Source organism: Deinococcus alpinitundrae, from assembly GCF_009982895.1.
GTDB classification, from domain to species: domain Bacteria; phylum Deinococcota; class Deinococci; order Deinococcales; family Deinococcaceae; genus Deinococcus; species Deinococcus alpinitundrae.
Genome location: NZ_WXZL01000016.1, coordinates 58,363 through 81,489, shown reverse-complemented (window position 1 = coordinate 81,489; position 23,127 = coordinate 58,363). Strand labels below are relative to the sequence as shown.

Annotated in this window: 23 protein-coding genes and 1 tRNA gene; 15 read left to right on the top strand and 9 right to left on the bottom strand. The window is 66.1% G+C overall.

Features of this window, described 5'->3' with window-relative positions:
* Nucleotides 1-36: 36 nt before the first annotated feature.
* A complete protein-coding gene (locus GUI70_RS14925) occupies nucleotides 37-1,488 on the bottom strand; it encodes an amidase family protein (protein WP_161883113.1) in 1,452 nt (483 codons plus the stop codon).
* 55 nt (nucleotides 1,489-1,543) lie between these two features.
* Between GUI70_RS14925 and GUI70_RS14920 the strand changes: the two genes are divergently transcribed.
* Nucleotides 1,544-2,413 carry a prephenate dehydratase gene (locus tag GUI70_RS14920; protein ID WP_161883112.1) on the top strand — a complete coding sequence of 290 codons (870 nt, stop codon included), beginning with the start codon at nucleotides 1,544-1,546 and terminating at the stop codon, nucleotides 2,411-2,413.
* Entirely contained in the window at nucleotides 2,414-3,088 is a 675-nt protein-coding gene (locus tag GUI70_RS14915; protein WP_161883111.1) for a spermidine synthase, read from the top strand.
* An 18-nt stretch (nucleotides 3,089-3,106) separates the two neighbouring features.
* On the opposite strand, the gene GUI70_RS14910 is transcribed toward GUI70_RS14915, so the two are convergent.
* From GUI70_RS14910 to GUI70_RS14900, 3 genes are all read right to left on the bottom strand, one after another.
* Complete coding sequence (locus GUI70_RS14910; RefSeq protein ID WP_161883110.1) at nucleotides 3,107-3,820, bottom strand: metallophosphoesterase; 714 nt, start codon at nucleotides 3,818-3,820, stop codon at nucleotides 3,107-3,109.
* 106 nt (nucleotides 3,821-3,926) lie between these two features.
* A tRNA-Pro gene (locus tag GUI70_RS14905) sits at nucleotides 3,927-4,003 on the bottom strand.
* A 113-nt stretch (nucleotides 4,004-4,116) separates the two neighbouring features.
* Nucleotides 4,117-4,635 (bottom strand): RecX family transcriptional regulator, encoded by a 519-nt coding sequence (locus tag GUI70_RS14900; RefSeq protein ID WP_237724951.1) that lies wholly within the window; start codon nucleotides 4,633-4,635, stop codon nucleotides 4,117-4,119.
* Between the two features lie 275 nt (nucleotides 4,636-4,910).
* Between GUI70_RS14900 and rpsT the strand changes: the two genes are divergently transcribed.
* Complete coding sequence (gene rpsT, locus GUI70_RS14895; protein WP_161883109.1) at nucleotides 4,911-5,192, top strand: 30S ribosomal protein S20; 282 nt, start codon at nucleotides 4,911-4,913, stop codon at nucleotides 5,190-5,192.
* A gap of 95 nt (nucleotides 5,193-5,287) precedes the next feature.
* On the opposite strand, the gene GUI70_RS14890 is transcribed toward rpsT, so the two are convergent.
* On the bottom strand, nucleotides 5,288-7,369 hold the full coding sequence (locus tag GUI70_RS14890) for an ABC-F family ATP-binding cassette domain-containing protein (RefSeq protein ID WP_237724950.1): 2,082 nt from the start codon (nucleotides 7,367-7,369) through the stop codon (nucleotides 5,288-5,290).
* A 127-nt stretch (nucleotides 7,370-7,496) separates the two neighbouring features.
* A complete protein-coding gene (locus tag GUI70_RS14885; protein ID WP_161883107.1) occupies nucleotides 7,497-7,958 on the bottom strand; it encodes an Hsp20/alpha crystallin family protein in 462 nt (153 codons plus the stop codon).
* Between the two features lie 220 nt (nucleotides 7,959-8,178).
* Here GUI70_RS14885 and GUI70_RS14880 point away from each other — a divergent pair, with 220 nt between their 5' ends.
* The 5 genes from GUI70_RS14880 to GUI70_RS14860 all read left to right on the top strand — a co-directional run bounded on the left by GUI70_RS14880 (nucleotide 8,179) and on the right by GUI70_RS14860 (nucleotide 12,228).
* The gene (locus GUI70_RS14880) at nucleotides 8,179-8,748 is read left to right on the top strand and encodes a DUF2231 domain-containing protein (protein ID WP_161883106.1); all 570 of its coding nucleotides are present in this window, start codon (nucleotides 8,179-8,181) and stop codon (nucleotides 8,746-8,748) included.
* Between the two features lie 247 nt (nucleotides 8,749-8,995).
* Nucleotides 8,996-9,550 (top strand): bifunctional pyr operon transcriptional regulator/uracil phosphoribosyltransferase PyrR, encoded by a 555-nt coding sequence (pyrR, locus tag GUI70_RS14875; protein WP_161883105.1) that lies wholly within the window; start codon nucleotides 8,996-8,998, stop codon nucleotides 9,548-9,550.
* Nucleotides 9,547-10,473: an aspartate carbamoyltransferase catalytic subunit gene (locus GUI70_RS14870; RefSeq protein WP_161883104.1), complete on the top strand. Its 927-nt coding sequence runs from the start codon at nucleotides 9,547-9,549 to the stop codon at nucleotides 10,471-10,473. The genes pyrR and GUI70_RS14870 overlap by 4 nt, the downstream gene beginning before the upstream one ends.
* Before the next feature lies 1 nt (nucleotide 10,474).
* The gene (locus GUI70_RS14865) at nucleotides 10,475-10,972 is read left to right on the top strand and encodes a hypothetical protein (protein ID WP_161883103.1); all 498 of its coding nucleotides are present in this window, start codon (nucleotides 10,475-10,477) and stop codon (nucleotides 10,970-10,972) included.
* Between the two features lie 2 nt (nucleotides 10,973-10,974).
* Nucleotides 10,975-12,228 carry a dihydroorotase gene (locus GUI70_RS14860; protein ID WP_161883102.1) on the top strand — a complete coding sequence of 418 codons (1,254 nt, stop codon included), beginning with the start codon at nucleotides 10,975-10,977 and terminating at the stop codon, nucleotides 12,226-12,228.
* Here the strand turns inward: GUI70_RS14860 and kynA are convergent.
* On the bottom strand, nucleotides 12,225-13,121 hold the full coding sequence (gene kynA / locus GUI70_RS14855; protein WP_161883101.1) for a tryptophan 2,3-dioxygenase: 897 nt from the start codon (nucleotides 13,119-13,121) through the stop codon (nucleotides 12,225-12,227). The two genes, GUI70_RS14860 and kynA, sit on opposite strands and share 4 nt — an antisense overlap.
* 164 nt (nucleotides 13,122-13,285) lie before the next feature.
* Here kynA and GUI70_RS14850 point away from each other — a divergent pair, with 164 nt between their 5' ends.
* The 3 genes from GUI70_RS14850 (at nucleotide 13,286) to GUI70_RS14840 (ending at nucleotide 16,095) form a co-directional block, all read left to right on the top strand.
* On the top strand, nucleotides 13,286-14,071 hold the full coding sequence (locus GUI70_RS14850) for a PSP1 domain-containing protein (RefSeq protein ID WP_161883133.1): 786 nt from the start codon (nucleotides 13,286-13,288) through the stop codon (nucleotides 14,069-14,071).
* Nucleotides 14,072-14,163: 92 nt separating this feature from the next.
* Complete coding sequence (locus GUI70_RS14845) at nucleotides 14,164-14,616, top strand: hypothetical protein (protein ID WP_161883100.1); 453 nt, start codon at nucleotides 14,164-14,166, stop codon at nucleotides 14,614-14,616.
* A gap of 309 nt (nucleotides 14,617-14,925) precedes the next feature.
* Nucleotides 14,926-16,095, top strand: a complete 1,170-nt coding sequence (locus GUI70_RS14840) for a CAP domain-containing protein (protein ID WP_161883099.1) — start codon at nucleotides 14,926-14,928, stop codon at nucleotides 16,093-16,095.
* A gap of 66 nt (nucleotides 16,096-16,161) precedes the next feature.
* Here the strand turns inward: GUI70_RS14840 and GUI70_RS14835 are convergent, their stop codons facing one another.
* On the bottom strand, nucleotides 16,162-17,295 hold the full coding sequence (locus GUI70_RS14835) for a citrate/2-methylcitrate synthase (RefSeq protein WP_161883098.1): 1,134 nt from the start codon (nucleotides 17,293-17,295) through the stop codon (nucleotides 16,162-16,164).
* A 93-nt stretch (nucleotides 17,296-17,388) separates the two neighbouring features.
* Nucleotides 17,389-18,825, bottom strand: a complete 1,437-nt coding sequence (locus tag GUI70_RS14830) for a class-III pyridoxal-phosphate-dependent aminotransferase (RefSeq protein ID WP_161883097.1) — start codon at nucleotides 18,823-18,825, stop codon at nucleotides 17,389-17,391.
* A gap of 101 nt (nucleotides 18,826-18,926) precedes the next feature.
* Between GUI70_RS14830 and GUI70_RS14825 the strand changes: the two genes are divergently transcribed.
* The 4 genes from GUI70_RS14825 to GUI70_RS14810 are packed head-to-tail and all read left to right on the top strand — an operon-like array spanning nucleotide 18,927 to nucleotide 23,116.
* On the top strand, nucleotides 18,927-19,679 hold the full coding sequence (locus GUI70_RS14825; RefSeq protein WP_161883096.1) for a fumarylacetoacetate hydrolase family protein: 753 nt from the start codon (nucleotides 18,927-18,929) through the stop codon (nucleotides 19,677-19,679).
* A complete protein-coding gene (locus tag GUI70_RS14820; protein WP_161883095.1) occupies nucleotides 19,676-21,001 on the top strand; it encodes a class I SAM-dependent methyltransferase in 1,326 nt (441 codons plus the stop codon). Before GUI70_RS14825 ends, GUI70_RS14820 begins: the two co-directional genes overlap by 4 nt.
* Nucleotides 21,002-21,039: 38 nt before the next feature.
* Nucleotides 21,040-22,329, top strand: a complete 1,290-nt coding sequence (locus GUI70_RS14815) for a S41 family peptidase (protein WP_237724948.1) — start codon at nucleotides 21,040-21,042, stop codon at nucleotides 22,327-22,329.
* 37 nt (nucleotides 22,330-22,366) lie between these two features.
* Nucleotides 22,367-23,116: a sulfite exporter TauE/SafE family protein gene (locus GUI70_RS14810; protein ID WP_237724947.1), complete on the top strand. Its 750-nt coding sequence runs from the start codon at nucleotides 22,367-22,369 to the stop codon at nucleotides 23,114-23,116.
* Nucleotides 23,117-23,127: the final 11 nt, after the last annotated feature.

Here is a 23,127-nt window from a genome sequence, read left to right as displayed (position 1 = left end):
TTCTGGATGGGGTCACCGGGCCACTTTGCTGTGGTTTTACTGTGGTTGGGTCGGCTGCTCCGGGTCGGGCGCAGGGACGAAGCCGCCCAGCCGGGCGTGCAGATCGGCCGCCAGCGCCAGCAGCCGGGCGTCACTCCAGGCCGGGCCACACAGTTGCAGGCCCACCGGCTTACCGTCCGAGAGGCCAAGCGGCACGTTGACGCTCGGCAGTCCCAGCTTGGCGGCGGGCGCGTAGCCACTGTAGCCAGGAAAGATAAGGGCCTCGCACTGCGAGAACAGCGGCGTCAGGCCGCGCTCTCCGGCCAGATGAAGGTCGCGCGCCCTGGCCTCTGCGTAAGCGCGCTCGGAGAGGTCGCCGCGCGTGGCCTGGGCCGCCTGGAGCAGCAGCATGCCGTGGCGCTGGAGCCGCTGCGGGTCGGCGTCGGACGCCTCGATCACCGCCGCCAGGCTGCCCGGCCCGTCGCTGACGCCCGCCAGGTAAGCGTCGAGCGCGGGCCTGAATTCGTAGAGCAGCACCTCGAATCCGGCGGAGCGCAGCTCCGGCTCGCTTTCCAGGGCCACATCTTCCAGCACCGCGCCAGCCGCACCCAGGGCCGCCAGGGCCGCGTCCAGCCGTTCACGCTGCTCGGGCGTGAGGCGCTCCCAGAAGCTGCTGCGCACCACGCCGATCCGCGCGCCGCGCAGGGCGTCGGGCGGCAACTGGAACCCCTGTCGCGGCGCTGAAAGGGTGACCGGGTCGCGTTCATCGGCTCCGGCCATCACGCCCGAGATCAGGGCGGCGTCGCGGGCGGTGCGGGTCAGCGGCCCGGCGGTGTCCTGGGTGGGCGAGATCGGCACCACGCCGACGCGCGGAATCAGGCCCACCGTCGGCTTGTGGCCGATGACGCCGTTCTGATGGGCAGGCGAGAGAATGCTGCCACTGGTTTCGGTGCCGATAGCGGCGGGCGCGAGCCGGGCCGCCACCGTCGCGCCGCTGCCGGAACTGCTGCCGCCGGTATCGGCCCCCACTTGCCAGGGATTGACAGTCTGTCCGCCGCGCGAGGAGTAGCCGTTGGGCATATCCACCGTCATGAAATTGGCCCACTCGGTCATGTTGGCCTTGCCCAGCACCACCGCGCCCGCCGCCCGCAACCGGGCCACCAGCGGGGCGTCGGCAGTGGGCAGGTGGCGGGCCATGAGCGCGCTGCCCGCCGTCGTGGGCAGGCCGGCCACGTCGATGTTGTCCTTGATCAGAATGGGCAGGCCGTGCAGCGGGCCGCGCTGCACGGCCGCCAGATGATCCAGCGCCTCAGCCGTCTCAAGTGCCTGCGGATTGACCGCGATGACGGCGTGCAGGGCTGGATTGAGCGCCTCGATCCGGGACAGATACAGCCGGGTGATGTCGGCAGCACTCACCGTTCCGGCGGCGACGGCGGCGATCAGGTCGGTGGCGTCCAGATCAAGCAGGGCAACAGGAGACAGGGCGGCTTCAGGCAGGAAATCAGACATGCCCAAGCCTAGCGCACCGCCCTCAGCGTCCCGGCTCTGCGCTACGCTTCAGGGCATGACCATGAGTTTGCCCGAAGACCGGCTGCCCCACCCGGAGAGTGCTATCAAGGTGGCCTACCAGGGCAACCCCGGCTCCTACAGCGAAATTGCTGCGCTGGGCAGTGCCGACTTGGCGGCCGTTCACGGCTACGCCACCTTCCACGAAGTGCTGGAAGCCGTCGGAAACGGCCACGCCGATCTGGCGGTGCTGCCGGTCGAAAACAGCTTGATGGGATCGATCCTGCAGTCGATCGATCTGCTGGCCGAGACCGATCTGCACGTCATCCGGGAAGTGGTGGTGCGGGTTTCGCACGCCATGATGGCCCTGCCCGGCGTCGCGCTCGGCGACATCAAGCGGGTCTACTCGCAGCAACCGGCCCTCGATCAATGCACCGAGTTCATGAAAGAGCACCACCTGACGCCGGTCGCCGCCTACGACACGGCGGGCAGCGCCAAGGACCTCGCCGAGCGCGGCGCACGCGATGAGGGCGTGATCGCCTCCAAGCGGGCCGCCGAACTCTACGGCCTGGAAGTCCTGCAAAGCGGCATCGAAGACGAGCCGTTCAATTTCACCCGCTTTCTGGTGCTCTCGCACCGCGAAGCCTTGCCCAGCAGCGGACCGCACAAGACCAGCGTCGTGTTTGCGGTGCGCCACACCCCCGGTTCGCTGCTCGACACCCTCAACCAGTTGCGCGGTCTGAACATGTCGAGCATCGTCTCGCGCCCGCGCAAGGACCGGGCCTGGAGCTACCTGATTCACGTCGATTTCGAGGGCAACGCCGACGATCCCGAGGTGGCCGCAGCGCTCGGCAGCGTGCTGCGCAAGGCCAGCTTTGCCAAGATCATCGGCAGCTACCCGATGTCCACCGCGCCGATCGAACCTTAAATGCCGCCGCTGGTGCAGATCGGGCGCGCGCCGATTCCCGGCTCTCAGGACGAACTGGTCTTGTCGCGGCGCGGGGACGAGTTCTCGATTCAGATTTCCGGGTATGTCAGCGAGCTGATGAACAGCCGCCTGCACTTTTCCGAGGATCTGCTGGCCGAGTGGGGCTGCCAGCACCTGCACGGCCAAGATGCCAGCGTGCTGATCGGCGGTCTGGGCATGGGCTTTACCCTGGCTGCCGCCCTGCGCGTGCTCGGCCCCGCCGCCTCAGTGACGGTGGCCGAACTGGTGCCGGGCGTCATCGAATGGAACCGGGGACCGCTGGGCGAGTGCGCCGGGCAACCGCTGACTGATACGCGCAGCCATCTGCATCTGGGCGACGTGGGCGCACTGATCCGCTCGCAGGTAAATGCTTACGACGCCGTGCTGCTCGACGTGGACAACGGCCCCGATGCCATGACCCACCCGGAAAATGAGCAGCTCTACTCGCTCTCCGGCCTGGCAGCCACCTGGCGGGCGCTGCGCCCCGGCGGCGTGCTGGCGATCTGGTCGGCAGAAAAGAACACCCGCTTTACCCGCAGGCTGCGCGAGGCGGGCTACCAGGTCGAGGAAAAAGTGGCCCGCGCCCGTCCCGGCAAGGGAGCCAGACACATGATCTGGCTGGCGCGGCGCAGCTGACGCCCGGCCACGGCGGCCTCACAGCTCCAGAATCAGTTTGGGCCTGAATTTCAGCACGTCCGCCGCCACCAGATGCGCCTGGATGCCGTGCCAGCTTTGTAAGCTGCGCTCGAGGGGCAGACCGTGCAGGTGACCGTAGAGCACCTGATCCGGGCGGTACTCGTCGATCAGGTCGGTAAAGGCGCTGGCGGCAAACTGCGGGCCGGTGGGCGGGTAGTGCAGCATCAGCAGGGTGCGGGTGGTGTCGTCTGCGAGTGTACGGGCCGCTTGCAGCGAGAGGCGCAGGCGCTCGGCCTCGCGGGCATAGATCCGGGCGTCGTCGGGGCCGAAGGCTTCCGAGGCGGGGGTCAGCCAGCCGCGCGTGCCGCAGACCACCACGTTCGGCTGGCCGGGTCCGCCGAAGCGCAGGGCATCGTTTTGCACCGCGAACATGCCGGGCGGCAGGGCGGCACGCAGACGGCTGATGGTGGGCCACCAGTAATCGTGGTTGCCGCGCAGCAGCACCTTGGTGCCGGGCAACTCGGCCACCGGCATGAGGTCTTGCACCGCTTCCGGCAAGCGCATGGCCCACGACAGATCGCCCGGCAGCAGCACCAGATCACCGGGGCGCACCACTTCGCGCCAGCGCTCGAAGATGGCCTGCGGATGCCCGGCCCACTGCGGCCCGAAGACCGTCATCGGTTTGGGCACCGAGAAGGCCAGGTGCAGATCGGCGATGGCGAATACGCGCATACAGACTCCAGAAAAAAACCTCAACTTCTGCCGGGCCAACCCCTGACAGGCCATATAAAAAAGCCTCCCCAGTGCCGAGAAGGCAGTGCCGGGAAGGCTGTTGATGTGGTCGGGGCGAGAGGATTCGAACCTCCGACCCCGTCGTCCCGAACGACGTGCGCTACCAGGCTGCGCTACGCCCCGAACCACGCGCCTACTCACAGAGACCAAAATTGACCCGGCCCGGCTTTCGTGCGGAAGGTAGTCTAACGGCGCGCCGAAAAGGTGTCAAGCTGAGAAAAGTCTATTCACCTGCACTATTCATCCTCGCCCGGCTCACCGTCGCCCAGCCAGGTTTCGTCCTCCCCGGCCCCGGCGGTCCAGTCCAGTTCTGCCAAGGCCCGGCGAATCACATCGCTGCCGTAGCCGCGCCGGGCCAGCAGACCGTAGGCCTTGGCCCTGGGGTTGCTGCCGCGCTGGAAGCTGCTCAGTCGCCGGGTCAGCAGGCTCAGCGCCTGCGCGACCTCCTCGTCGGGGTCGCGGGCCTGCAAGGTGTCCTGAATCAGTGCCTCGTCGACGCCGCGCTGCTTGAGCCGCTGGCGCACCCGGTAGGCGCCGACGCCCCGGCGCTGGTTTTCGGCACGGGCCACCTGGGCGTCGTCGAGATAGCGCAGCTCAATCAGGCGGTCAATGACCTGCTGAATCTGCTCCTCGTCCTCGCTGCGCCTGCCCAGCTTGCCGCGCAGTTCGGCGGCGCTGAGCGAGCGCTGCGAGAGGGCGCGCAGGGCGTACTCCATCAAAGCGGCGCGCTGCTCGTCGGGCGTCTTCTCACGCACAGGCCGTTGCTCGGTGTCCGGCGTGGAGTCGGCTGAAGCAGCATTTGTCGGAGGAACGTTTGTCGAACCAAACTTGCGGGGCCTACGCACCCGCTCATGCTAGCCCTTGCACGCTGAGGGGCAAGCGTGTAAACTTTCAAAGTTGCCTTTCAGGAGGCGGCAGCATGCTCCGGCATGTCAGCGCCAGCGGCAGAGACACTGCCCCCGACGCCCCGAGTTCCGAATCAAGCCGTACCGGAACCGCTTCGCAAGCCGCGAAGAAAGAGAGAAAGAACATGGCCTTACGTCACAAATCTGCCCAGAAGCGTCACCGCCAGAGCCTCAAGCGCCGCATGATCAACCGCAGCCGCAAGAGCACCATCAAGACCTTTACCAAAAAGGCCCTGGTCGCCGCCGCTGCGAGCGCTCCCGACGCCGCCGAGTTGCAGCGCAAGGCCGAGAGCCTGCTCGACAAGGCCGCCAAGGGCAGCACCCTGCACAAGAACACCGCCGCGCGCAGAAAGAGCCGTCTGGCCAAGGCCATCAACCGGGCCAACGCCGCGCAGAACGCTCAGTAAGATACACCCTTTCAACTTCCAGCTCACCTTTTGGGGTGGGCTTTTTTGTTGGCTGAGCACTGTATTGATTGAGGAACGCATTGACCGGGTGTCGCTCAGCCCACCAGCCCGATCCGCTCGAAGTAGCGCCGCCGATTGAGCACCGCGCCGCCCTCGCCAAGCGCCACCCGGCCCACATTCCAGTGCTCGAACAGAATCCGCAGCGTGCCGCCCAGCAAGTCGGCGGCGTACCAGGCGGGGGCCGACCCCATCAGGCGCAGGGTGTGGCCGTCCCAGGCAAAATGCCCACACGTCTCGTCGCGGGCGGCCCAGAACATCCCGCCGCTTCCGAGCCGCTGCGCCCGCACCCGCAGATGCTTTTCGCGCACCTCCAGGTCGTATTGGGGCGCACCGTAAACCTCGGCGTAGAGGTCGAGCAGGCCAGCGCGTAGGCGATGACGCTCCGAGCGCAGCCGCCCCTCCTCGCGCTGGGTCAGGGTGGTGTTGAGTTCCGTGTCAATCGCCAGCAATCTCAGCTCGCTCAGCCGCATCCGCTCGCGGGGACCGGGTGGCGGGGGCGGCGGCGGCGGATCGCCTTCCAGGCTGCGGGCCGGATCGAGCGTGACGCGGCTGCCCCAGCCCTCCACCTCTTTGAGCTGTGAGTCCTCAATAACCCACAGCCGGTTGCTGACCTCGCGGGCGAATCTGCGGTCGTGCGTCACGATGACCACCGCACCGCCGTAAGCATGGACGGCGGCCTCCAAGGCTTCAAGCGCTTCCACGTCGAGGTGATTGGTCGGCTCGTCGAGCAGCAGCAGATCCGCCCGCAAGGCACTCACCAGGGCCAGGCCTGCCCGCGCCCGCTCACCGCCCGACAGCTCGCGCGGCGACTTGGGCCAGTCGGTGCTGGAGAATCCGGCCCGGCCCAGCAAGGCCCCAGCGCGGTTGCCGAAGCGCTCCTCGAACTGGGCGTGCAGGGCCTCATCGGGGTTGAGGCCGTGCCAGGTCTGGTCCAGGCTCGCCAGCGTGACGCCGGGCGCGAGGCGCAACACGCCCTGGGCCTCGCCCGCCGGGGCCGCGTCCGGGTGGAGGTCGCCGGAGAGCAACTTGAGCAGGGTCGTCTTGCCGGTGCCGTTCGCGCCCATCAGGGCCACCCGGTCGCCCTGGCGCAGCTTGAGGGCCACATTTTCCAGAATCAGCCGCTCACCGTAATGGCGGTTGACATGCTCGGCCCACAGCAGCAGCCGGGCACGGGCCTGACCCGCCAGCAGCCGCATCTTGAGGGCGCGTTCGGGCTGCGGAGCGTCGATGAGTTCGACCCTCGAAGCGCGGCTCTTGACCGAGCGCGAGCGGCGGCCCCACACGTCGAGCCGCTCGGCACTACCCGAGAGACGCTGAGCCTCCCGGCGGCTGAGGCGGGCCGCCTTGCCCTGAACGCGGCGCTCCTGGTCGCGCAGCTCACGGGCGCGGGTGTAGCCGCCGGGGTAGGGCTGGGCCTCACCGGCCTCAATCCACACACTGCGGGTCGCCACCCTGTCCAGGAATTCGCGGTCATGGCTGGTCAGGATGAGTGCGCCGCGGTAACCGGTCAGCCAGCTTTCGAGCCACTCGCGCATGCGGATGTCGAGGTGGTTGGTCGGCTCGTCGAGCAGCAGCGCGTCCGGCCCTTTCAGCAGGGCCAGGGCCAGGCTCAGCCGGGTGGTCTCGCCGCCGCTGAGGGTGGCCGCCTCGCGGCCGAGCAAGCGGGTCAGGTCGAGCATGGCCATTACGCGGGCGGCGCGCGCGGGCCAAGCATAGGCATCGGCATCTTCCAAACGGTGCTGCAAGGCCGTCCAGCGCTCCAGCCGGGCCGGGTCGGAGAGGTCGTCTTCCAGCCCCCGCAACTCGGCCAGCACGGCGCGGTAAGGATTGACGGCGTCTTGCAGCGTGCGCACCGTCACGCCCGCGCGGTAGATCGGTTGCTGATCGAGGACCGCCAGCCGCAATCCGTCAGCGCGCCACACCGAGCCGTCGTCGGGGCGGCACTCGCCCGACAGCACGCGCAGCAAGGTGGTCTTGCCCGCACCGTTGCGGCCCAGCAGGGCCAGCCGCTCGCCGCCGGACACCTGCACCGAGACCGCGCCGAGCACCAGCTGAGCGCCGTACACGACCCGCACATCTTCGGCGGCAAGCAGGGTCTGATTGGAACGGGAAGTCACGGGCAGCAGGCTAGCGCGGGCAGCGGGGCCGGGCTGTGGTCCAGCTCGCCGAGCCGCCTGCTGCCGCGGCGGCACACCACAAAAAACCGCCCCCAGAATTTGAGGGCGGTTTCGGCGTTCGAACGGCTCAGGCGCTGGGGTTTTCGGTGTCGTTGCCAAGTTCGGCATTCACGGTCTTGCCGGACTTCACCGTAATGCTGCGCTTCTGGGCGGCCTCGCTGCGCGGCACCCTGATGGTCAGCGAGCCGTTCTCGAAGCTGGCCTCCACCTTGCTGAGGTCATACTTGGCCGGAACGCTGAAGGTGCGCGAGTAGGTGCCGTAGGCGCGCTCGACGCGGTGGGCGGTGCGGCCCTCGGTGCGGGTGTACTTGCGTTCGGCCTGCACACTCAGGGTCTGGTTCTCGGCGTCCACGCTGATGGTATCCGGCTGAACGCCGGGCAAGTCGAGCGCGAGTTCCAGACCCTGCTCGTCCTCGTGAACGTCTACTGGGGGCGCGAAGCGGGCGGGAGCCTGGGCCGCCTGACCGAAGGCCCGGTCCACACGCTGGCTGAGTTCTTCGATTTCTCGGAACGGATCAAATCGCATCATGGGGGTTCCTCCTTGGGTGAGATGGGAAGTGGTTCGGGAGAGCGCCGGAACGTCTTTCACCGATGTCCATATCCTATAACCTGAGCGTAGTTGTGTCAAGTTTAGTGCGTCTTAAACTTCGGGAGATTGGGCCTGCCACAACGCTCTGAAAACGCTGCCCCAAGACGCTCTCACCGCTCCGGCAGGCGCTCCCCCTAGCTTGAAGTCCACAGGAGGCGACATGACCACCACCCACCGCGATTCGACCATCAATGACCGTCTGGAAGACGCCCTCACCGATCATCCCGCTGTAGAGGCGCTTGCCGAGGCGCTTCAGGGCAAGGTCAACGAGCTGCTAGAGCACGTCCCCAAGCCAGTGATCGCCTTCTTGCACGGCCAGACCATCGGCCATCCGCTGCATCCGCTGCTGGTGCATCTGCCGCTGGGCGGCTGGCTGGTGGCGGGTGTGCTCGATCACCTTCCGGCCCGGGGCAGCGCGCGGGCCGCCGATCTGGCCCTCCTGACCGGTACGCTGGGAGCGCTGGGCACCATTGCCAGCGGCCTCGTGGACTGGAGCAACACCCGGGGCGCGGCCCGCCGCACGGCGACGGTTCACGCGCTGCTCAACGACGCCGCCGTGCTGCTCTACACCGCCTCATTGCTCAGCCGCTGGGGAGGCCGCCGACTCCTGGGCAAGGGGCTGGCCAACGGCGGACTGGCGCTGAGTATGGTGGGGGGCTTTCTGGGCGGCCAGCTGGTCTACCGTCACGGGCTGGGCGTTCACGAAACGCTGGCCACGCCCCAGGGCTGAAGGGTTGGCCTTCACAGCCGCAAACTGAGTCGCTGTATGCGCCTGGGCAGGCTTGGCCCCGGCCTCCTGCTGCGCTATGCTGCCGGGCGGCCCACGCGCTGCTGAGAGTACACAACCCAACCACGCACTTTTAACGCGGCCCCGTGAGGCCCAAAAGGAGCCAGATGACCACTGTTGCAACCACCCTGACCCGCCGCCATGTTGATATGGACGGCCACTTTTTTTGCCTGCTGGGCGAGCAGAGCGCATGAAGGCCTCGATTCTCAGCGCCGACGAGATGCGCCGCGCCCTGACGCGGATTGCCCACGAGATCCTGGAGCGCAACAAGGGTGCAGAAAACCTGGCCCTGATTGGCGTGCATACGCGCGGCATTCCGATTGCTGCGCGGCTGGCCGCCAAGTTGCAGGAACTCGAAGGGGTAGATGTGCCGCTGGGACGGCTGGACATCACGCTGTACCGCGATGATTTGAGCGAGATCGCCAAGCAGCCGATCATCCGTGAAACCGAGGTGCCGTTTGACCTCTCGCAGCGCCGCGTCATTCTGGTGGACGACGTGCTCTACACCGGGCGCACCGTGCGGGCCGCCCTGGACGCGTTGATTGACCTGGGCCGCCCGGAAGGAATTCAGCTCGCCGTGCTGGTGGACCGGGGACACCGTGAACTGCCGATTCGGGCCGACTACGTGGGCAAGAACCTGCCGACGGCCAAGAGCGAGGTCGTCAAGGTGAAGCTCACCGAGACCGACGGGACGGACGGCGTGGAGCTGTGGGATCTGGACGAAATTCAGAGTGTGCGAGAATGACTTCGCCCAAACCCAGACATCTGCTGGACTTTCAGGACTGGAATGTGGAGCGCCTCGCCGCTCTACTGGACAACGCCGACACCATGTTGCAGGTGTTAGACCGGCCCGTGAAGAAGGTTCCGGCCCTGCAAGGCCTGACGGTCTGCACCGTCTTCTTCGAGAACTCCACCCGCACCCGCATCAGCTTTGAATTGGCCGCCCGGCGAATGAGCGCCGACGTGGTGAGTTTCGCGGCGGGTGCCAGCAGCGTGAGCAAGGGCGAGAGCATCCGCGACACCATCGAAGTGCTGAGCGCCTACAAGGTGGACGCCTTCGTGGTGCGCCATCAGGCGGCGGGCGCGGCGCATCTGGTGGCCCGCTACAGCGGCAAGCCGGTCATCAATGCAGGCGACGGGCGGCGGGCGCACCCCACCCAGGCTTTGCTGGACGCCTACACCATCCGACGCGAGTTCGGTGGATTAGAAGGCAAAACGGTGGCGATCATCGGTGACGTGCGCCACTCGCGGGTGGCCCGCAGCAATGCAGAACTCTTGCCCAAGCTGGGCGCGAAGGTTATTCTGTGCGGCCCGGCCACCCTGCTGCCGCGTGAACTGGCCGCCGAAAGTGTGACGCTCACCACCGACCCCCGCGAGGCCGTCGGGAACGCCGACGCGGTGATGGCGTTGAGATTACAGCAGGAGCGGATGGACGCCGGGTACGTGGGCAGCTTGCAAGATTACGCACGGGTGTATCAGGTCAACGAGGACTTGCTGGCCTTCGCGCCGAATGAGGCGGTCGTGCTGCATCCGGGACCGATGAACCGGGACGTGGAAATCAGCAGCGAGACCGCCGACGGCCCGCGCAGCCGCATCCTGGCGCAGGTGGAAAATGGGCAGGCCGTGCGGATGAGCACGCTGTATCACTTGCTGGTGGGCAGAAATTAAAGTGACGTCTGATATCCGAAATTCTATAGAGAAAGTTATCGACATCTTCCGAGGGGCTGCGAAATCAAAAGCGCCTCTCGAGAGGGGAGTTATGCAACATAAATTCAGATTGACTGGTTTTAGTATTGTAAGCAAAAGATTTGAAATGATCAGGAATAATGTGTTTCATGCGGCAAACGTTTTGGAAAACACACTTACGTTTTGTCTATTCTTTCGAGAATTTAATTTAGAAAAGGATAGCAGAGGGGCTGAAGAGAATTATAAAAGCAACTTCAAATATTATGAATCTTGCGCCGCAGAGTTCGAAGAGACTCTAGGGATCCAGCAAGGCTCTGAATTGGAATGCTCCAATATGGATGGCGCTCCTTATCTCTGTAAAGCAACCATATGGAAGATAGGTGATTGCACACTTGACCTCTCTTATAAGGGCCTAGGGTTGGAATACGGCATTTCAATCACTGCTCATATTATCTACAACGACAAACTGACCGAGGTATAGCCATGAATTTGACCATCACCAATATCCGCCGCTCCAATTCCGACAAACCCGAAACCTTGACGATTGAGAATGGTCTGATCAAGGGCTGGAACCTCGAAGAAGAGGGTGACACCCTCGACGGCAACGGTGCGACCCTGGTGCCCGCCTTCATCGAGCCGCATGCCCACCTGCGCGAGCCGGGGCAGGAGCAGAAAGAAGACCTCGCCTCGGGCCTCGCGGCGGCAGCAGCGGGCGGCTACGGCACCGTCATTTCCATGCCCAACACCGCGCCCGTGGTGGACGACCCCGCCATCGTCCGTGCCCTGATCGAGAAGGCCGCCGCGCTGGGCTTGGCCCGCCTGCGTCCCGCCGCGGCCCTGACGCGCGGGCAAGAGGGCGAGCAACTGGCCGAACTGGCGCTGCTGGCCGAAGCCGGAGCCGCCGTGTTTACCGACGACGGGCGCACCAACGAGAACGCGCGCACGCTGCGGCTGGGTCTGGAATACGCGCACTCGCTGGGCATCGTGGTCAGCGTGCACGCCGAGGACGCGGGCCTGCGGGCCGGCGGCGTGATGAATGAGGGATTCGTCAGCGAGGCGCTGGGGCTGCCCGGTAATCCGGCGGCGGCGGAGGCAGCCCGCATCGCCCGCGACATCGAGATCTGCCGCATGACCGGCGGGCGGCTGCACATCCAGCACCTCTCCACTTCCCGCGCTCTGGAGCTGGTCAAGGCGGCCAAAGCGCAGGGAGTGAATATCACCTGCGAGGTCTGCCCCCACCACCTGCTGCTCACCGACGAGGCGCTGCGGAGCTTCGACGCCGTGTACAAGGTCGCCCCGCCGCTGCGCACCCAGAGTGACGCCCAGGCGCTGCTGGCGGGTCTCAAAGACGGCAGCGTGGACTGTCTCGCCACCGACCACGCCCCGCATACCCGCGCCGAAAAAGAGCTGGACATGTTGCAAGCGCCTTCAGGCATCGCCTACATCGAGATCGCCTTTCCACTGCTGTGGACCAACTTCGGGGCCGAACTGGGCCTGGCAAAAATCGTGGAACTGCTGACTACAGATGTGGCCCGCGTGCTGGGCTGGCCCGCGCCGAGTCTGGAGGCCGGGCAACCCGCCGACTTCACCCTGCTCGATCTGGAAACGGTGCGGAGTGTCGACCCCGCCACCTTCAAGAGCAAAGCCAAGTTCAATCCCTGGGTGGGCCAGGACCTGAAAGGCTGGCCGATGCTGACGGTGGTGGGCGGTCAGGTGGCGTTCGAGCGGAAGATCTAAAGCTCCGTTCGCACCTGCCACAGTTCGGGAAACAGCACGGTGTCGAGCGCCTTTCTCAAGTAGCCCGCGCCGCTGGTACCGCCGCTCCCAGTCTTGAACCCAATGGTGCGCTCCACGGTGGTCAGGTGGTTGAATCGCCAGCGCCGGAAGTTGTCTTCCACGTCAAGCAGCTTCTCGGCCAGCTCGTACACGTCCCAGTAGCGCTCGGGGGCGCGGTAGAGGGTGAGCCAGGCGGCCAGCACCGCTTCATTCTGGGTGTACGGCTGGGCGAAGTCGCGCTCCAGCACCTCTGCCGGAATATTCAGCCCACGCTCGGAGAGCAGGCGCAGGGCCAGATCATACAAGCTCGGGGCGTTCAGCGCGGCTTCCAGCGGGCCGAGCACATCGGGGCGGTGCTGGTGCGGGCGCAGCAAGGTCGCACTCCGGTTGCCCAGCAAAAATTCCATCATCCGGTACTGGGCCGACTGAAACCCCGAGGCCCGTCCGAAGGCGCTGCGAAACTGCAAATAATCGGCGGGCGTCATGGTCTTGAGCACTTCCCAGGCGTTGGTCATCTGCTCCTGCGCCCGCACCACCCGGCTGAGCATCTTCAGCGGCGCGTCGGTCACGCCCGCCGCGAGCAGCGTCATGGCCGCCCGCAATTCCTGCACGATCAGGTTGAGCCAGACTTCAGAAACGTGGTGCACCGCGATGAACAGATGCTCGTCGTGCGCCTGGGTCACCGGCTGGTGGGCGCTGGTCAGGGTGTCGATTCGCAGGTAGTCGCCATAACTCAGGCTGCGGGTAAAGTCGCTGTAAGCACGCTCGGGCGAGTCCGGGCTGGCGGATTCGAGATGGACCGGGTCCGTGCTGATTGGTGCTGTGTTGATCGGTTCTGGGCCGGACTCAGGCATGGGTAATCTCCAAAGGTGTTCGAGGTTCAGGCTGAGGTCAGTCTAAGCCCGCCCGGCGGCCCTTCGTGACCCGTCCCCCCACGCCGACTGCCTGAGCGTGCCATCTTGGGTGCAACGTGTGGATTCAGCCGATTCGTTTTGAACGCAGCCCCAAGTTGCACTCGATGCTCACCGAGGAAGCGCACGCGGTGGGCTGCCGGGTGGTGGTGCAGGGTAAGCGCGGCCCCGAAGTCGCCACTGTGCGCGGCGAAGCCGAACCGGAAGGCAACGGGCGCTACGGCATGATCCTGCGCGCCGCTGGCCCGGCAGACCTGGCCGACTGGCAACGCCTGGAGCGCGATGGCGAGGACCTCAAATGGCTGCTGCGCGCCCGCGCGCGTGACCGCAAGCTGGCGGTCAAAGTGGTGGCGGTCGAATTTACCCTCGACGGCGCGCTGGTGACGGTCAGTTACAGCGCCGAGGAGCGGCTGGAACTCGGCCCGCTGATTCAGGACATGCGCGAGCAGACCCGCGCGCGGGTCAACTTTGTCGCCATCGGCCCGCGCGAGCAGGCCCAGATCATTGGCGCGCTGGGAGCCTGCGGGCGCGAGAACTGCTCGTCAAACCACCTTCAGGAGTTTGCCCCGGTCAGCATCCGCATGGCCCGCGACCAGCAGTTGCCGCTCAACCCCGAGAAGCTCAGTGGGCCGTGTGGCCGGTTGCTGTGCTGCTTGCAGTACGAGCACACCCAGTACGTCGAGCTGCTCAAGGAGTTGCCGCGCAAGAACGCCCGCGTGTGTCACACCGAGTCAGGGGCCTGCGGCAAGGTCGTCAAGCTGCACCCGCTGAGTGCCAGCGTGGACGTGCTGGGCGAGGCAGGCGCGGGGTACATGCAGGGGGTGCCGGTGTCGGCGCTCAGGCCAGCCAAGGACACGGTGCAGAACGGCAAGCCGGGCAGCAACAACGACTGAACACCCGCCCCGGCAGAAGGTAGCGAGGACCCCTTGCTGAACGGTTTTCACGCGCCCAATCGCGCTGCAAGTCAGGCGCTATACTCCGCGCCATGACCCGCAACATGAATGAGCTTCACCGCATCGTGGCGTCCCTGAAGGGCAGCGGGCTGAGCGTGGAGATGATGGACGACGGCGCGCTGGTGCAAGACGGTGAATCGCGTGTGGCCCTCTACGCCGAGGCCGACGAGCAGGGCGGCGTGCTGGTACGGCTGCACCTCGACCTCGATCTGTACGTCGAGGAAGACGCGATTGCCGAGGTCTTGATGGGCATGAACCTGATGAACCAGGGTCTCGATTACGGCACCTTGATGCTCGACCCGGTCGAGGACGAGGATGACGAGGAGAAGGTGGCCTTCGCCGTGCTGGGCCGCAGCGTCTTGTGGCTGCCCGACCTCGACGGCGTGGAGCTTAGTCGCCTGCGCGAGCATCTGCGCCGCTTCGAGACTGAAGTCACCGAGACGGTGGAGCGCACCTTACAGGGCAGCAACGGCCTGAAAGCCTGAGCAAAACCAGCAGAGGAGCCAGGTATTACCCGGCGAGTTGATGCAGATTTTGATTGCACATTCGCCGGGTTTTTTCTGTATGCCTCGATACACCGAATCAGAAAATCTAGACACACCCCTCGGATGTTAAAGTGCCTGGGTTACACTGTGGCTGCAAGTTCAAAGCAATTCAAGAGAAAAGTTGGTTTCTTCTCTTCTGATGGTTGAGCTGTTAGAAAACTGTCAGAGGAATTTTAACTATCTCCCAAAATCAGCTTCTTCTGGGGTATTTTTCATGGCTTCAGTACTTTATATAAGCTTAACTGACGCATGTCGGTGAATGTTTTGAAACGGGTCGGTCTCCTTGCCAGCGCAGCACTGTTGCTGAACGCCTGCGGATCGCAGAATCTCACGCTGCCCAGTCCCAGCGCACTGCTGGGCAATCACGGCGCGGCCTCCCCCCCCGCCGCAACCCCAGCGCCTGCACCTGCGACACCCGCGCCCGACCCGGACCTCGACACCGCCACCCTGCCCGCAGCGCTGAGCCTGCGCGTGGGCGAAACCCTCCAGATGGTCCCGACGATGGGCGGCCAGGCTCCCGCAGCGGGGCGGCTGAGGTGGCAGAGCAGCGACGCAGGTATCGTCTCGGTTACCGACAGCGGGATGCTCAGTGCCCACCAGGCGGGACAGGCCCGTGTGCAGATCACCGAAACCGCCCACCCGGAGCGGGGGTTCGCGCTGAGTGTGCAGGTGCAGGCCGACCCACCGCCGCCAGCCCAGCCCAGCCCAGTTCAGCCCAGTCCGGTGCCGCCTGCTCCCCCACCCGCACAACCCGCTCCCATTCAGCCCGCGCCCGTGCCACCGCCAGCACCGGCACCGACACCGACTCCGGCACCCGCTCCTCCCCAGACGCCAGCGCCCACACCGGTTCCAGCTCCGGCCCCCACGCCTGCACCTACACCGGCTCCTGCCCCACCTGTCACACCAGCCCCTACGCCTGCGCCGGTTCCAGCACCAGTTCCAGCGCCTCCCCCCACCCCCGCTCCTGTGCCTGCCCCGACGCCAGCACCGGCCCCTGTACCCAACGGCGACTTCGTGGCGGAAGTGCTGCGGCTCACCAACCTGGCCCGCGCCCAGGGCGGCAGCTGCGGCGGCGTCGCCTACCCTGCGGCCCCGGCGCTGACCTGGAACGCGCTGCTGACGACCTCGGCCCAGGCCCACGCCGCCGACATGGCCGCCAAAAATTATTTCGAGCACACCAGCCCCGACGGACGCACCTTCTCCGACCGCATCACGGCGGCGGGCTACATCTGGCGCTCGGTGGCCGAGAACATCGCCGCCGGACAGCAGACGCCGACCGAGGTCGTCAACGGCTGGATCGCCAGCACCGGGCACTGCAAGAACATCTTCAACGCCTCGCTCAAGGAACTGGGTGTGGGCTACGTCCAGGGCGGCAGCTACGGCAAGTACTGGGTGCAGGACTTCGGCACCTCGCGCTAATCGTTCAAAGAGAGAAGGGCCGCCAGCGCAATTGAACTGGCGGCCCTTCTCTCCGGGTGCGGCGGGTTAGTTGCGGTCCTGCAGCTCCACATAGTGTTGATCGGTGGCCCCGCTGTACACGGCGTCGGGGCGCAGCAAGCGGTTGTCGCGGGTGTACTCGATGACCGAGGCGCACCAGCCACTGATGCGGGCCAGCGCGAAGATCGGGGTGAAGAATTCCTTCTCGATGCCCAGATCGGCATACACCGTACCGCTGTAGAAATCCACGTTGGGGTAGATGCCGCGCGCACCCATGCGGTCCACCACGATCTTCTCGATGGTTTCCAGAATCTGGTAGTAGTTGCTCTTGCCTTCCTTGCTGGCCACGTGCTCGGCGTAGTCGCGCAGCACCCGCGAGCGCGGATCGAAGTTCTTGTAGACGCGGTGGCCCACGCCCATGATCTTCTCGTGACGGTCGAGCTTGGCGGTAATGAAGTCGGCGGCCTTGTCGGGCGTGCCGATCTCGTCGAGCATGACCATCACGGCCTCGTTGGCTCCGCCGTGCAGCGGTCCCTTGAGGGCACCGATGGCCGACACCATGCACGAATACATGTCGCTCAGGGTGCTGGAGGTGGCAATCGCCGTGAAGGTACTGGCGTTCATGCCGTGGTCGACGTGCAGCACCAGGGCGATGTCGAAGAGGCGGGCCTGCTCCGAGGTCGGCTCCTTGCCGGTCAGCATGTAGAGGAAGTTGGCGGCGTGCGTCAGGTCGGCGCGGGGGGCCACGATGTCCTGGCGGCCACGGACGCGGGCAATCGCCGCGATAATCGTCGAGAACTGGGCGATCAGCCGGATGCTGATAGCCGAGCGGGCTTCCTCGCTGGTGTCTTCCGACTGCGGGTCGTAGAGGCCCAGAGCGCTGATGGCCGTGCGCAGCATCTGCATCGGGTTGGCGTGCGGCGGAAAGCTGCTGATCTCCTTGAGGAGGTCGGCGGGCACCTCGCGGTTGGCGCGCAGTGCGGCGTCGAATTTGGCGAGCTCGGCGGCCGTCGGCAGTTTGCCTGCCAGCAGCGCGCAGCTCAGCTCCTCGAAGGTGCTCTTCTCCGCCCACTCCTGAATGGGAATGCCCAAGTGGGTGAGAATGCCTTCCGATCCGTTGATGAAGGTGAGTTTACTCTCGGTAAACAGCACGCCCTCTAACCCTTTGGCGATGTCAGTCATGTTGGCGTGAGTCTATCACCCGCCCCACGCTTCCCCAGCCAGCGGCCTTGTTACAGCATTGGGAACGGCGGGCCGCTTCTCCCGGCGGAGACCTCACTCCAGAAAGGCAGCCTGACCCAGCGTGAGCAACTCCGGCAGCCCGTACTTCTGCACCAGCGAGAAGCTGCTGGGGTGATCGGCGGCGGCGGCCTCCACCTGATCGAACATCCGGTCGAACAGCTCCTGGGGCATGTTCATGGCCGGGGTCAGGCGCATGGTGCGCGCCGCGTTGAGTGAGAAGTTGAGCAGCACCCCGTGGCGGTAGAAAGCCGCCAGCGCCAGCATCCCAGTGGCTTCCGAGATGAGGCTTTCCTGCACCTTGAACGGCAACTTGGCAACAGGCCGGAAATTCATGGCAAACAGGGTGCCCGCGCCGCGCACGTCCTCGAGCAGGCCGGGGTGCTGGCGCTGCAAGGCCTTGAGGCGGATCAGCCCGCGCTCGCCCAGCATCCGGGAGCGGGCCGGGTAATCGTTCTCGATCAGGAGTTCCAGGCTCTTGAGGCCCACCGCCATCGCCAGCGAGTTGCCACCGAAGGTATTGGAGTGGCGCTTGACCGTCTCGATGCTGCCCAGCAGCGGCTTGTAGATCTCGTCGCGCACGATGGTGGCTCCCACCGGCAGCATCCCACCGCCCAGCGGCTTGGCCAGCGTCAGGATGTCGGGAATGAGGCCCTGCGCCACGCTCTCGAACCAGTGGCCGGTGCGGCCCAGCCCGGTCTGGATCTCGTCGGCGATGACGATAACGCCCGCCGCACGGCACACCTCGCCCACCCGCTTGAGAAAACCCGGCGGCGGAATCCGCACGCCCGCCTCGCCCAGAATCGGCTCCAGCACCACCGCGATGACCTGATCGCCGACCCGCTTGATGGCCCGCTCGACCGCCTCGGCGTCGCCGAACGGCAGGGTGATCACCGCCGGGTTGAGAATGTTGCGAAACGGGCCCTGGAGGTTGGGATTGGGCGTGATGGCCAGCGACCCCAGCGTCTTGCCGTGGTAAGCGCGGGTGAAGTTGATCAGGTACTTGGCCTGGGGCCGGGCCGCCTGGGCGAATTTGATGGCCGCCTCAATGGCCTCCGCGCCGCTGTTGGAAAAGAAGACGCGCGAGTCGTGATGGTCACCGCTCTCGCGGGCCAGCAGCCGCACCAAGTTGGTTTCCAGCGCCGCCCGCCAAGTCGTGATCGACTGCTGGCCAAACATCACCTGATCGGTCTGTTCGAGCACCTGGCGCAAAAAAGCATTGAGTTCCGGTGGGTTGTCGCCGAACGGCAGCGCCGCGTAGCCCGAGGCGTTGATGATGCGCTGCCCGCGCTGGTCATCCAGTTCCCAGGGCGAGGCCACCGTGAAGGGACCGCCCACGCCGACCACTTCCAGGAGCCGGATCAGCTTGCCGTGACCCGAGTGCTTTTCGAGCGCGGTGGCCTGAGCGCCGGAGAGTTTTCCCTCCAGCACGTCGTCGGCGCGAATAAAGCCGGAGGATGAGGGAGAAGTCATGCGGGCATTGTAGTGCTGGGGCCGCTGAGGACGCAGCAGAACTGGGGAGCTGACGCAGCGTTCTCCTCAAAGCGAAGCCGGACCCCGCTACACTCTTGGCTATGAAACTGATCCGGTTCAAGGACGAAGCGGGCGCGCGTTGGGGCCGCCTGGAAGGCGAGCAGATCGAGGTCACGTCCGGCATGGGCGGCGAGGTCAGCGGCGAGACGGTCGCACTCAGCAGGGTGCAAGTGCTGGCTCCCGCCGAACCCAGCAAGATCGTCTGCGTGGGGCGCAACTACATCGACCACATCAAGGAACTCGGCAACGACACCGGCGAGCTGCCGCGCGAGCCGGGCCTGTTTCTCAAGGCGGCCAATGCGCTGGCCGAGAACGGCGGCAATGTTCAGTACCCCGAATGGTCCGAGAACTTTCACTTCGAGGGCGAACTGGCGCTGGTCATCAGCCAGACGGCGAAGAACCTGACGCCAGTGGAGGTGCCCGCCGCCATTCTCGGCTACACCTGCGCCCTGGACCTCACCGCCCGCGACCTCCAGAAAACCGATTTGCAGTGGTTCCGGGCCAAGGCCGCCGACCGCTTCTGCCCGCTGGGGCCGACCCTGGAAACCCAATTCGACCCGACCGACGTGCAGATTCGCACGCTGATCAACGGCGAGACCAGACAAGACAGCCGCACCAGCTTCATGATCTTCGACGTGGTGCAGATTCTGACGTACGTGACCCGCTACGTGACCCTGGAGCGTGGCGACGTGGTGCTGACCGGCACGCCCTCGGGAGTGGGGCCGCTGGCGCGGGGCGATACCCTGAGCGTCGAGATCGAGGGCCTCGACCGGCTGACCACCCATATCGTATGACCGAGGCTGGCCCCGCCAAGCGCCCGCGCCTGCGATTGCGCCTCACCGCCGCCGCCGAGGGGCACATCCGGCGCGGGCATCCCTGGGTGTATGAAAGCAGCGTGCGCGAGCAAAACCGCGAGGGCGACAGCGGTGAGCTGGCCATCATCTATGACCGGCAGGACCGCTTCCTGGCAGTGGGCCTGTATGACCCCACATCGCCGCTGCGGGTGCGGGTGCTGCATGCCGGGTCGCCGCTCAATCTCGACCGGCTGTGGTGGAAGCGCCACCTGGAAAGCGCGGTGCAGCGCCGGGCCGCCCTCTTCGGGGAGGGCACCGACGGCTACCGCCTGATCAACGGTGAGAGTGACGGCTGGCCGGGACTGGTCCTCGACCGCTACGCCCACACGCTGGTCATGAAGCTGTATACGGCGGCCTGGCTGCCGCAACTGGAGCTGCTGCTGAACCTGCTGCAAGAGCGTTTCGGCACGGCTGCGGCGCTGGAGGGCGAGCCTGCCGAGGCGCGCGGCGGGTGGCCCGATCTGCGGGTGGTGCTGCGCCTGAGCCGCAACATGCAGGCCCAGGCCGCCGAGCAGAATTTCAGCGACGGCCAGGTGCTGCTGGGCGAGGCCATCAGCGGCCCGGTCATCTTTCAGGAGTACGGCCTGAAGTTCGAGGCCGACGTCGTGCGCGGCCAGAAAACCGGATTCTTCCTCGATCAGCGCGAGAACCGCCGGATCGTGGGCAGCATGGTCGAGAAACTGGTGCAGCAGGGCGACGGCCGGCGGGTGCTCAACGCCTTTTCCTTTTCCGGCGGCTTCTCGCTGGCCTCGGCGCGGGCGGGCACGGCGGAGGTGGTCAGCGTGGACATCAGCCGCCACGCCCTGGAGAGCAGCGAGCGCAACTTCGCGCTCAACCGCGACTTGCCCGGCGTGGCGCGCTGCTTTCACCGCCCGGTGCAGGCCGACGTGTTCGCCTGGCTGGGCGAGACCGGATCGCCAAAGCCAGGAGCCGCCGACACCAGCGCGAGCGAGCCGTTCGATCTGATCGTGCTCGACCCGCCCTCGCTGGCCCGGCGCGAAATCGAGCGCGAGGGGGCCATCCGCGCCTACAGCCGCCTCAGCGAGCAGGCCATTGACCGGCTGCGGCCCGGCGGCGTGCTGATGTCGGCGTCGTGCTCATCACACGTCAGCGCCGAGGAATTCTTCGAGGCGGTGCGCACCGTGGCGCGGCGCAGTGGCCGGGCCTGGAAGGAGCTGCGCACCACCCGCCACGCCCCCGACCACCACGCCACTTTTGCGGAGGCCGAGTACCTCAAGGCCATTTACCTGCGGGTGGAGTAGTCGCCTGCACGCAAGCTACGGTCATCACACTCGCGCCTGTGCCCGGCGCGCTAGGCTGGGGCGTGATCAAGTTCAATCAAACGGGTCGGGCGGCGCTGGGCGCACTGGTCCTGTGCGGCGCACTGCTGACCTGTGCCGAGGCCAGTCCCGCCAGCGAGCTGTTTGGCCGGGCGAGCGAGCTGTTTCAGAGCGAGTACTACGGCTGGTCGGACGAGGACCGCAGCGCTCTGGTCAGTCAGTACGCCGCCGAGTTGCAGACGCTCTGCGCGCCCGAGGGCGAGGCGTGCAGTTTCGAGACGGGCCGGGCGGTGCTGACCGAGATGTTCGATCACTTTCACGACGACCACACCAGCGTCCGTGACGCCGAAACCGCCCAGCGCCTGATGGAAGTCCAGAATGATCTGAGTGTGCCGCGCACCGGAGCCAGGGTTATCAAACAGCCCCAGGGCCTCTTGGTGGTGGGCGTGCAGCCGGGCAGCCCCGCTGAGCAGGCCGGGGTCAAGCTCTACGATCTGATCACGTCGGTCAACGGCGAGGTCGCGGGCAAGGATCAGGTGGTGGACTCGCTGGCCTTCGTGCGCCTGGAACGCGCCGCCGGGCCCTTGGCCCTGGTCGTCGAGCGGCCTGGCACCGCTTCTCTGACCCTGAGCGTCACCCCCACCGAGATGAAGGCCCGCGATGAGCCGAGCCTGAGTTATCCGTCACCGGGCGTGGCACTGATCAACTTCCCGACCTTCCTGTCGGGCGACAGCGCGCCGCTGTTTCTGGAGAAAGTCAAGGCGGCCCAAGCGGCGGGTGCCCACGACCTGATCATCGATTTGCGCTACAACGGCGGCGGACGGCTCGATCAGTGCGTGGCGGCCGCCAGCATCTTCAAGCCGGTGGTGTATCAGGCCCGCTTCCGCAGCGGCGGCTGGAGTTTCGGCGGTCTCAACGGCGAGCAGGCCCCGGCCCTGAGTGCGCGCATCGACCGCACCGCTCATATCTGGAACGGCCCAGCGGCGATTCTGGTGGGCGAGAACACCGCCTCGTGTGCCGAGGTCTTCAGCTTCTTCGCCCAGAAAACCGGCGTCAAGGTGATCGGTACAGCGACCAAGGGGGTGGGCAACAGTGGCGTGAACTTCTTTCCGCTGCCCGACCACGGGCTGCTGAGCCTCACCATGCTGCGGGCCTTTGACGAGAGTGGCGCAGCGCTGCCCGACCACATCACGCCGGACGTGAGCGCCCCCACCGACCTTCAGGCGCTGATCAAGAACGGCGACGACACCACCCTGGACGCTGCTTTCAAGGCGCTGGGAATCGGGGCTGTGATGGACCCGGCCAAGTGAGCCTAACCCGGACCAGCCGCCCTGATTGGAGCACCACTTGATTCTGGCGGTTGTGCTGATCGGCCTCTTCGCAGGGGTGCTGGGCGCGATTCTGGGCTTGGGCGGCGGGGTGGTGGTGGTGCCCGCCCTGCAATACGTGTTGCCGCTGTTCGGAAACAACATCAGCATTACCCAGGCCGTCGCGATCAGCCAGATCGGGGTGCTGGCGGTGGGGGTGGCGGGCACGGCGGGCTATTTGCAAAAAGGGCTGATCCGCGCCCGCACCGGCTACCTGCTCTCGCCCTACACCATCATCGGCGGCGCGGCGGGCAGCTACCTGGGCCTGATTCTTCCGGCCAGGGCGGTGGCGACCGTGTTTGCCGCCCTGCTGCTCTACAGCGCCTACAACCTGCTGCGCGGCCTGAAGCGCGTCGAGCAGGAGCGCGAGCCGAGCAAGCTGGTGCCGCCCGCCATGGGATTCGCGGGCATCATGAGCGGACTGCTCGGCATCGGCGGCGGCACGGTGCAGGTGCCGGTCATGAATTTGCTGGCGGGCATTCCCATTCGGGAAGCGATTGCCACCAGCACCTTCATCATGGGCCTGACGGCGGTGGCCAACGCCCTGATCTACAGCGCCGGGGGCTTCCTCGACTTTCACCTGGCGGCGGCGGTAGCGGCGGGCATTCTCATCGGCGCGCGGGCGGGCACCGGGCTGGCAACCCGCATCAGTGCCCAGAATCTGAAGCTGGCCTTCAGCTTGCTGCTGATCTTTACCGCCGGGCAGATGCTGTGGAAGTACTGGGCATGAAGTCGGCAGGC

Excerpts from the sequence above, each read along its gene's own strand:
- GUI70_RS14925 (WP_161883113.1), bottom strand. The coding sequence starts at position 1,488 with ATGTCTGATTTCCTGCCTGAAGCCGCCCTGTCTCCTGTTGCCCTGCTT.
- GUI70_RS14920 (WP_161883112.1), top strand. The coding sequence starts at position 1,544 with ATGACCATGAGTTTGCCCGAAGACCGGCTGCCCCACCCGGAGAGTGCT.
- GUI70_RS14915 (WP_161883111.1), top strand. The coding sequence starts at position 2,414 with ATGCCGCCGCTGGTGCAGATCGGGCGCGCGCCGATTCCCGGCTCTCAG.
- GUI70_RS14910 (WP_161883110.1), bottom strand. The coding sequence starts at position 3,820 with ATGCGCGTATTCGCCATCGCCGATCTGCACCTGGCCTTCTCGGTGCCC.
- rpsT (WP_161883109.1), top strand. The coding sequence starts at position 4,911 with ATGGCCTTACGTCACAAATCTGCCCAGAAGCGTCACCGCCAGAGCCTC.
- GUI70_RS14885 (WP_161883107.1), bottom strand. The coding sequence starts at position 7,958 with ATGATGCGATTTGATCCGTTCCGAGAAATCGAAGAACTCAGCCAGCGT.
- GUI70_RS14880 (WP_161883106.1), top strand. The coding sequence starts at position 8,179 with ATGACCACCACCCACCGCGATTCGACCATCAATGACCGTCTGGAAGAC.
- pyrR (WP_161883105.1), top strand. The coding sequence starts at position 8,996 with ATGAAGGCCTCGATTCTCAGCGCCGACGAGATGCGCCGCGCCCTGACG.
- GUI70_RS14870 (WP_161883104.1), top strand. The coding sequence starts at position 9,547 with ATGACTTCGCCCAAACCCAGACATCTGCTGGACTTTCAGGACTGGAAT.
- GUI70_RS14860 (WP_161883102.1), top strand. The coding sequence starts at position 10,975 with ATGAATTTGACCATCACCAATATCCGCCGCTCCAATTCCGACAAACCC.
- kynA (WP_161883101.1), bottom strand. The coding sequence starts at position 13,121 with ATGCCTGAGTCCGGCCCAGAACCGATCAACACAGCACCAATCAGCACG.
- GUI70_RS14850 (WP_161883133.1), top strand. The coding sequence starts at position 13,286 with ATGCTCACCGAGGAAGCGCACGCGGTGGGCTGCCGGGTGGTGGTGCAG.
- GUI70_RS14845 (WP_161883100.1), top strand. The coding sequence starts at position 14,164 with ATGACCCGCAACATGAATGAGCTTCACCGCATCGTGGCGTCCCTGAAG.
- GUI70_RS14840 (WP_161883099.1), top strand. The coding sequence starts at position 14,926 with ATGTCGGTGAATGTTTTGAAACGGGTCGGTCTCCTTGCCAGCGCAGCA.
- GUI70_RS14835 (WP_161883098.1), bottom strand. The coding sequence starts at position 17,295 with ATGACTGACATCGCCAAAGGGTTAGAGGGCGTGCTGTTTACCGAGAGT.
- GUI70_RS14830 (WP_161883097.1), bottom strand. The coding sequence starts at position 18,825 with ATGACTTCTCCCTCATCCTCCGGCTTTATTCGCGCCGACGACGTGCTG.
- GUI70_RS14825 (WP_161883096.1), top strand. The coding sequence starts at position 18,927 with ATGAAACTGATCCGGTTCAAGGACGAAGCGGGCGCGCGTTGGGGCCGC.
- GUI70_RS14820 (WP_161883095.1), top strand. The coding sequence starts at position 19,676 with ATGACCGAGGCTGGCCCCGCCAAGCGCCCGCGCCTGCGATTGCGCCTC.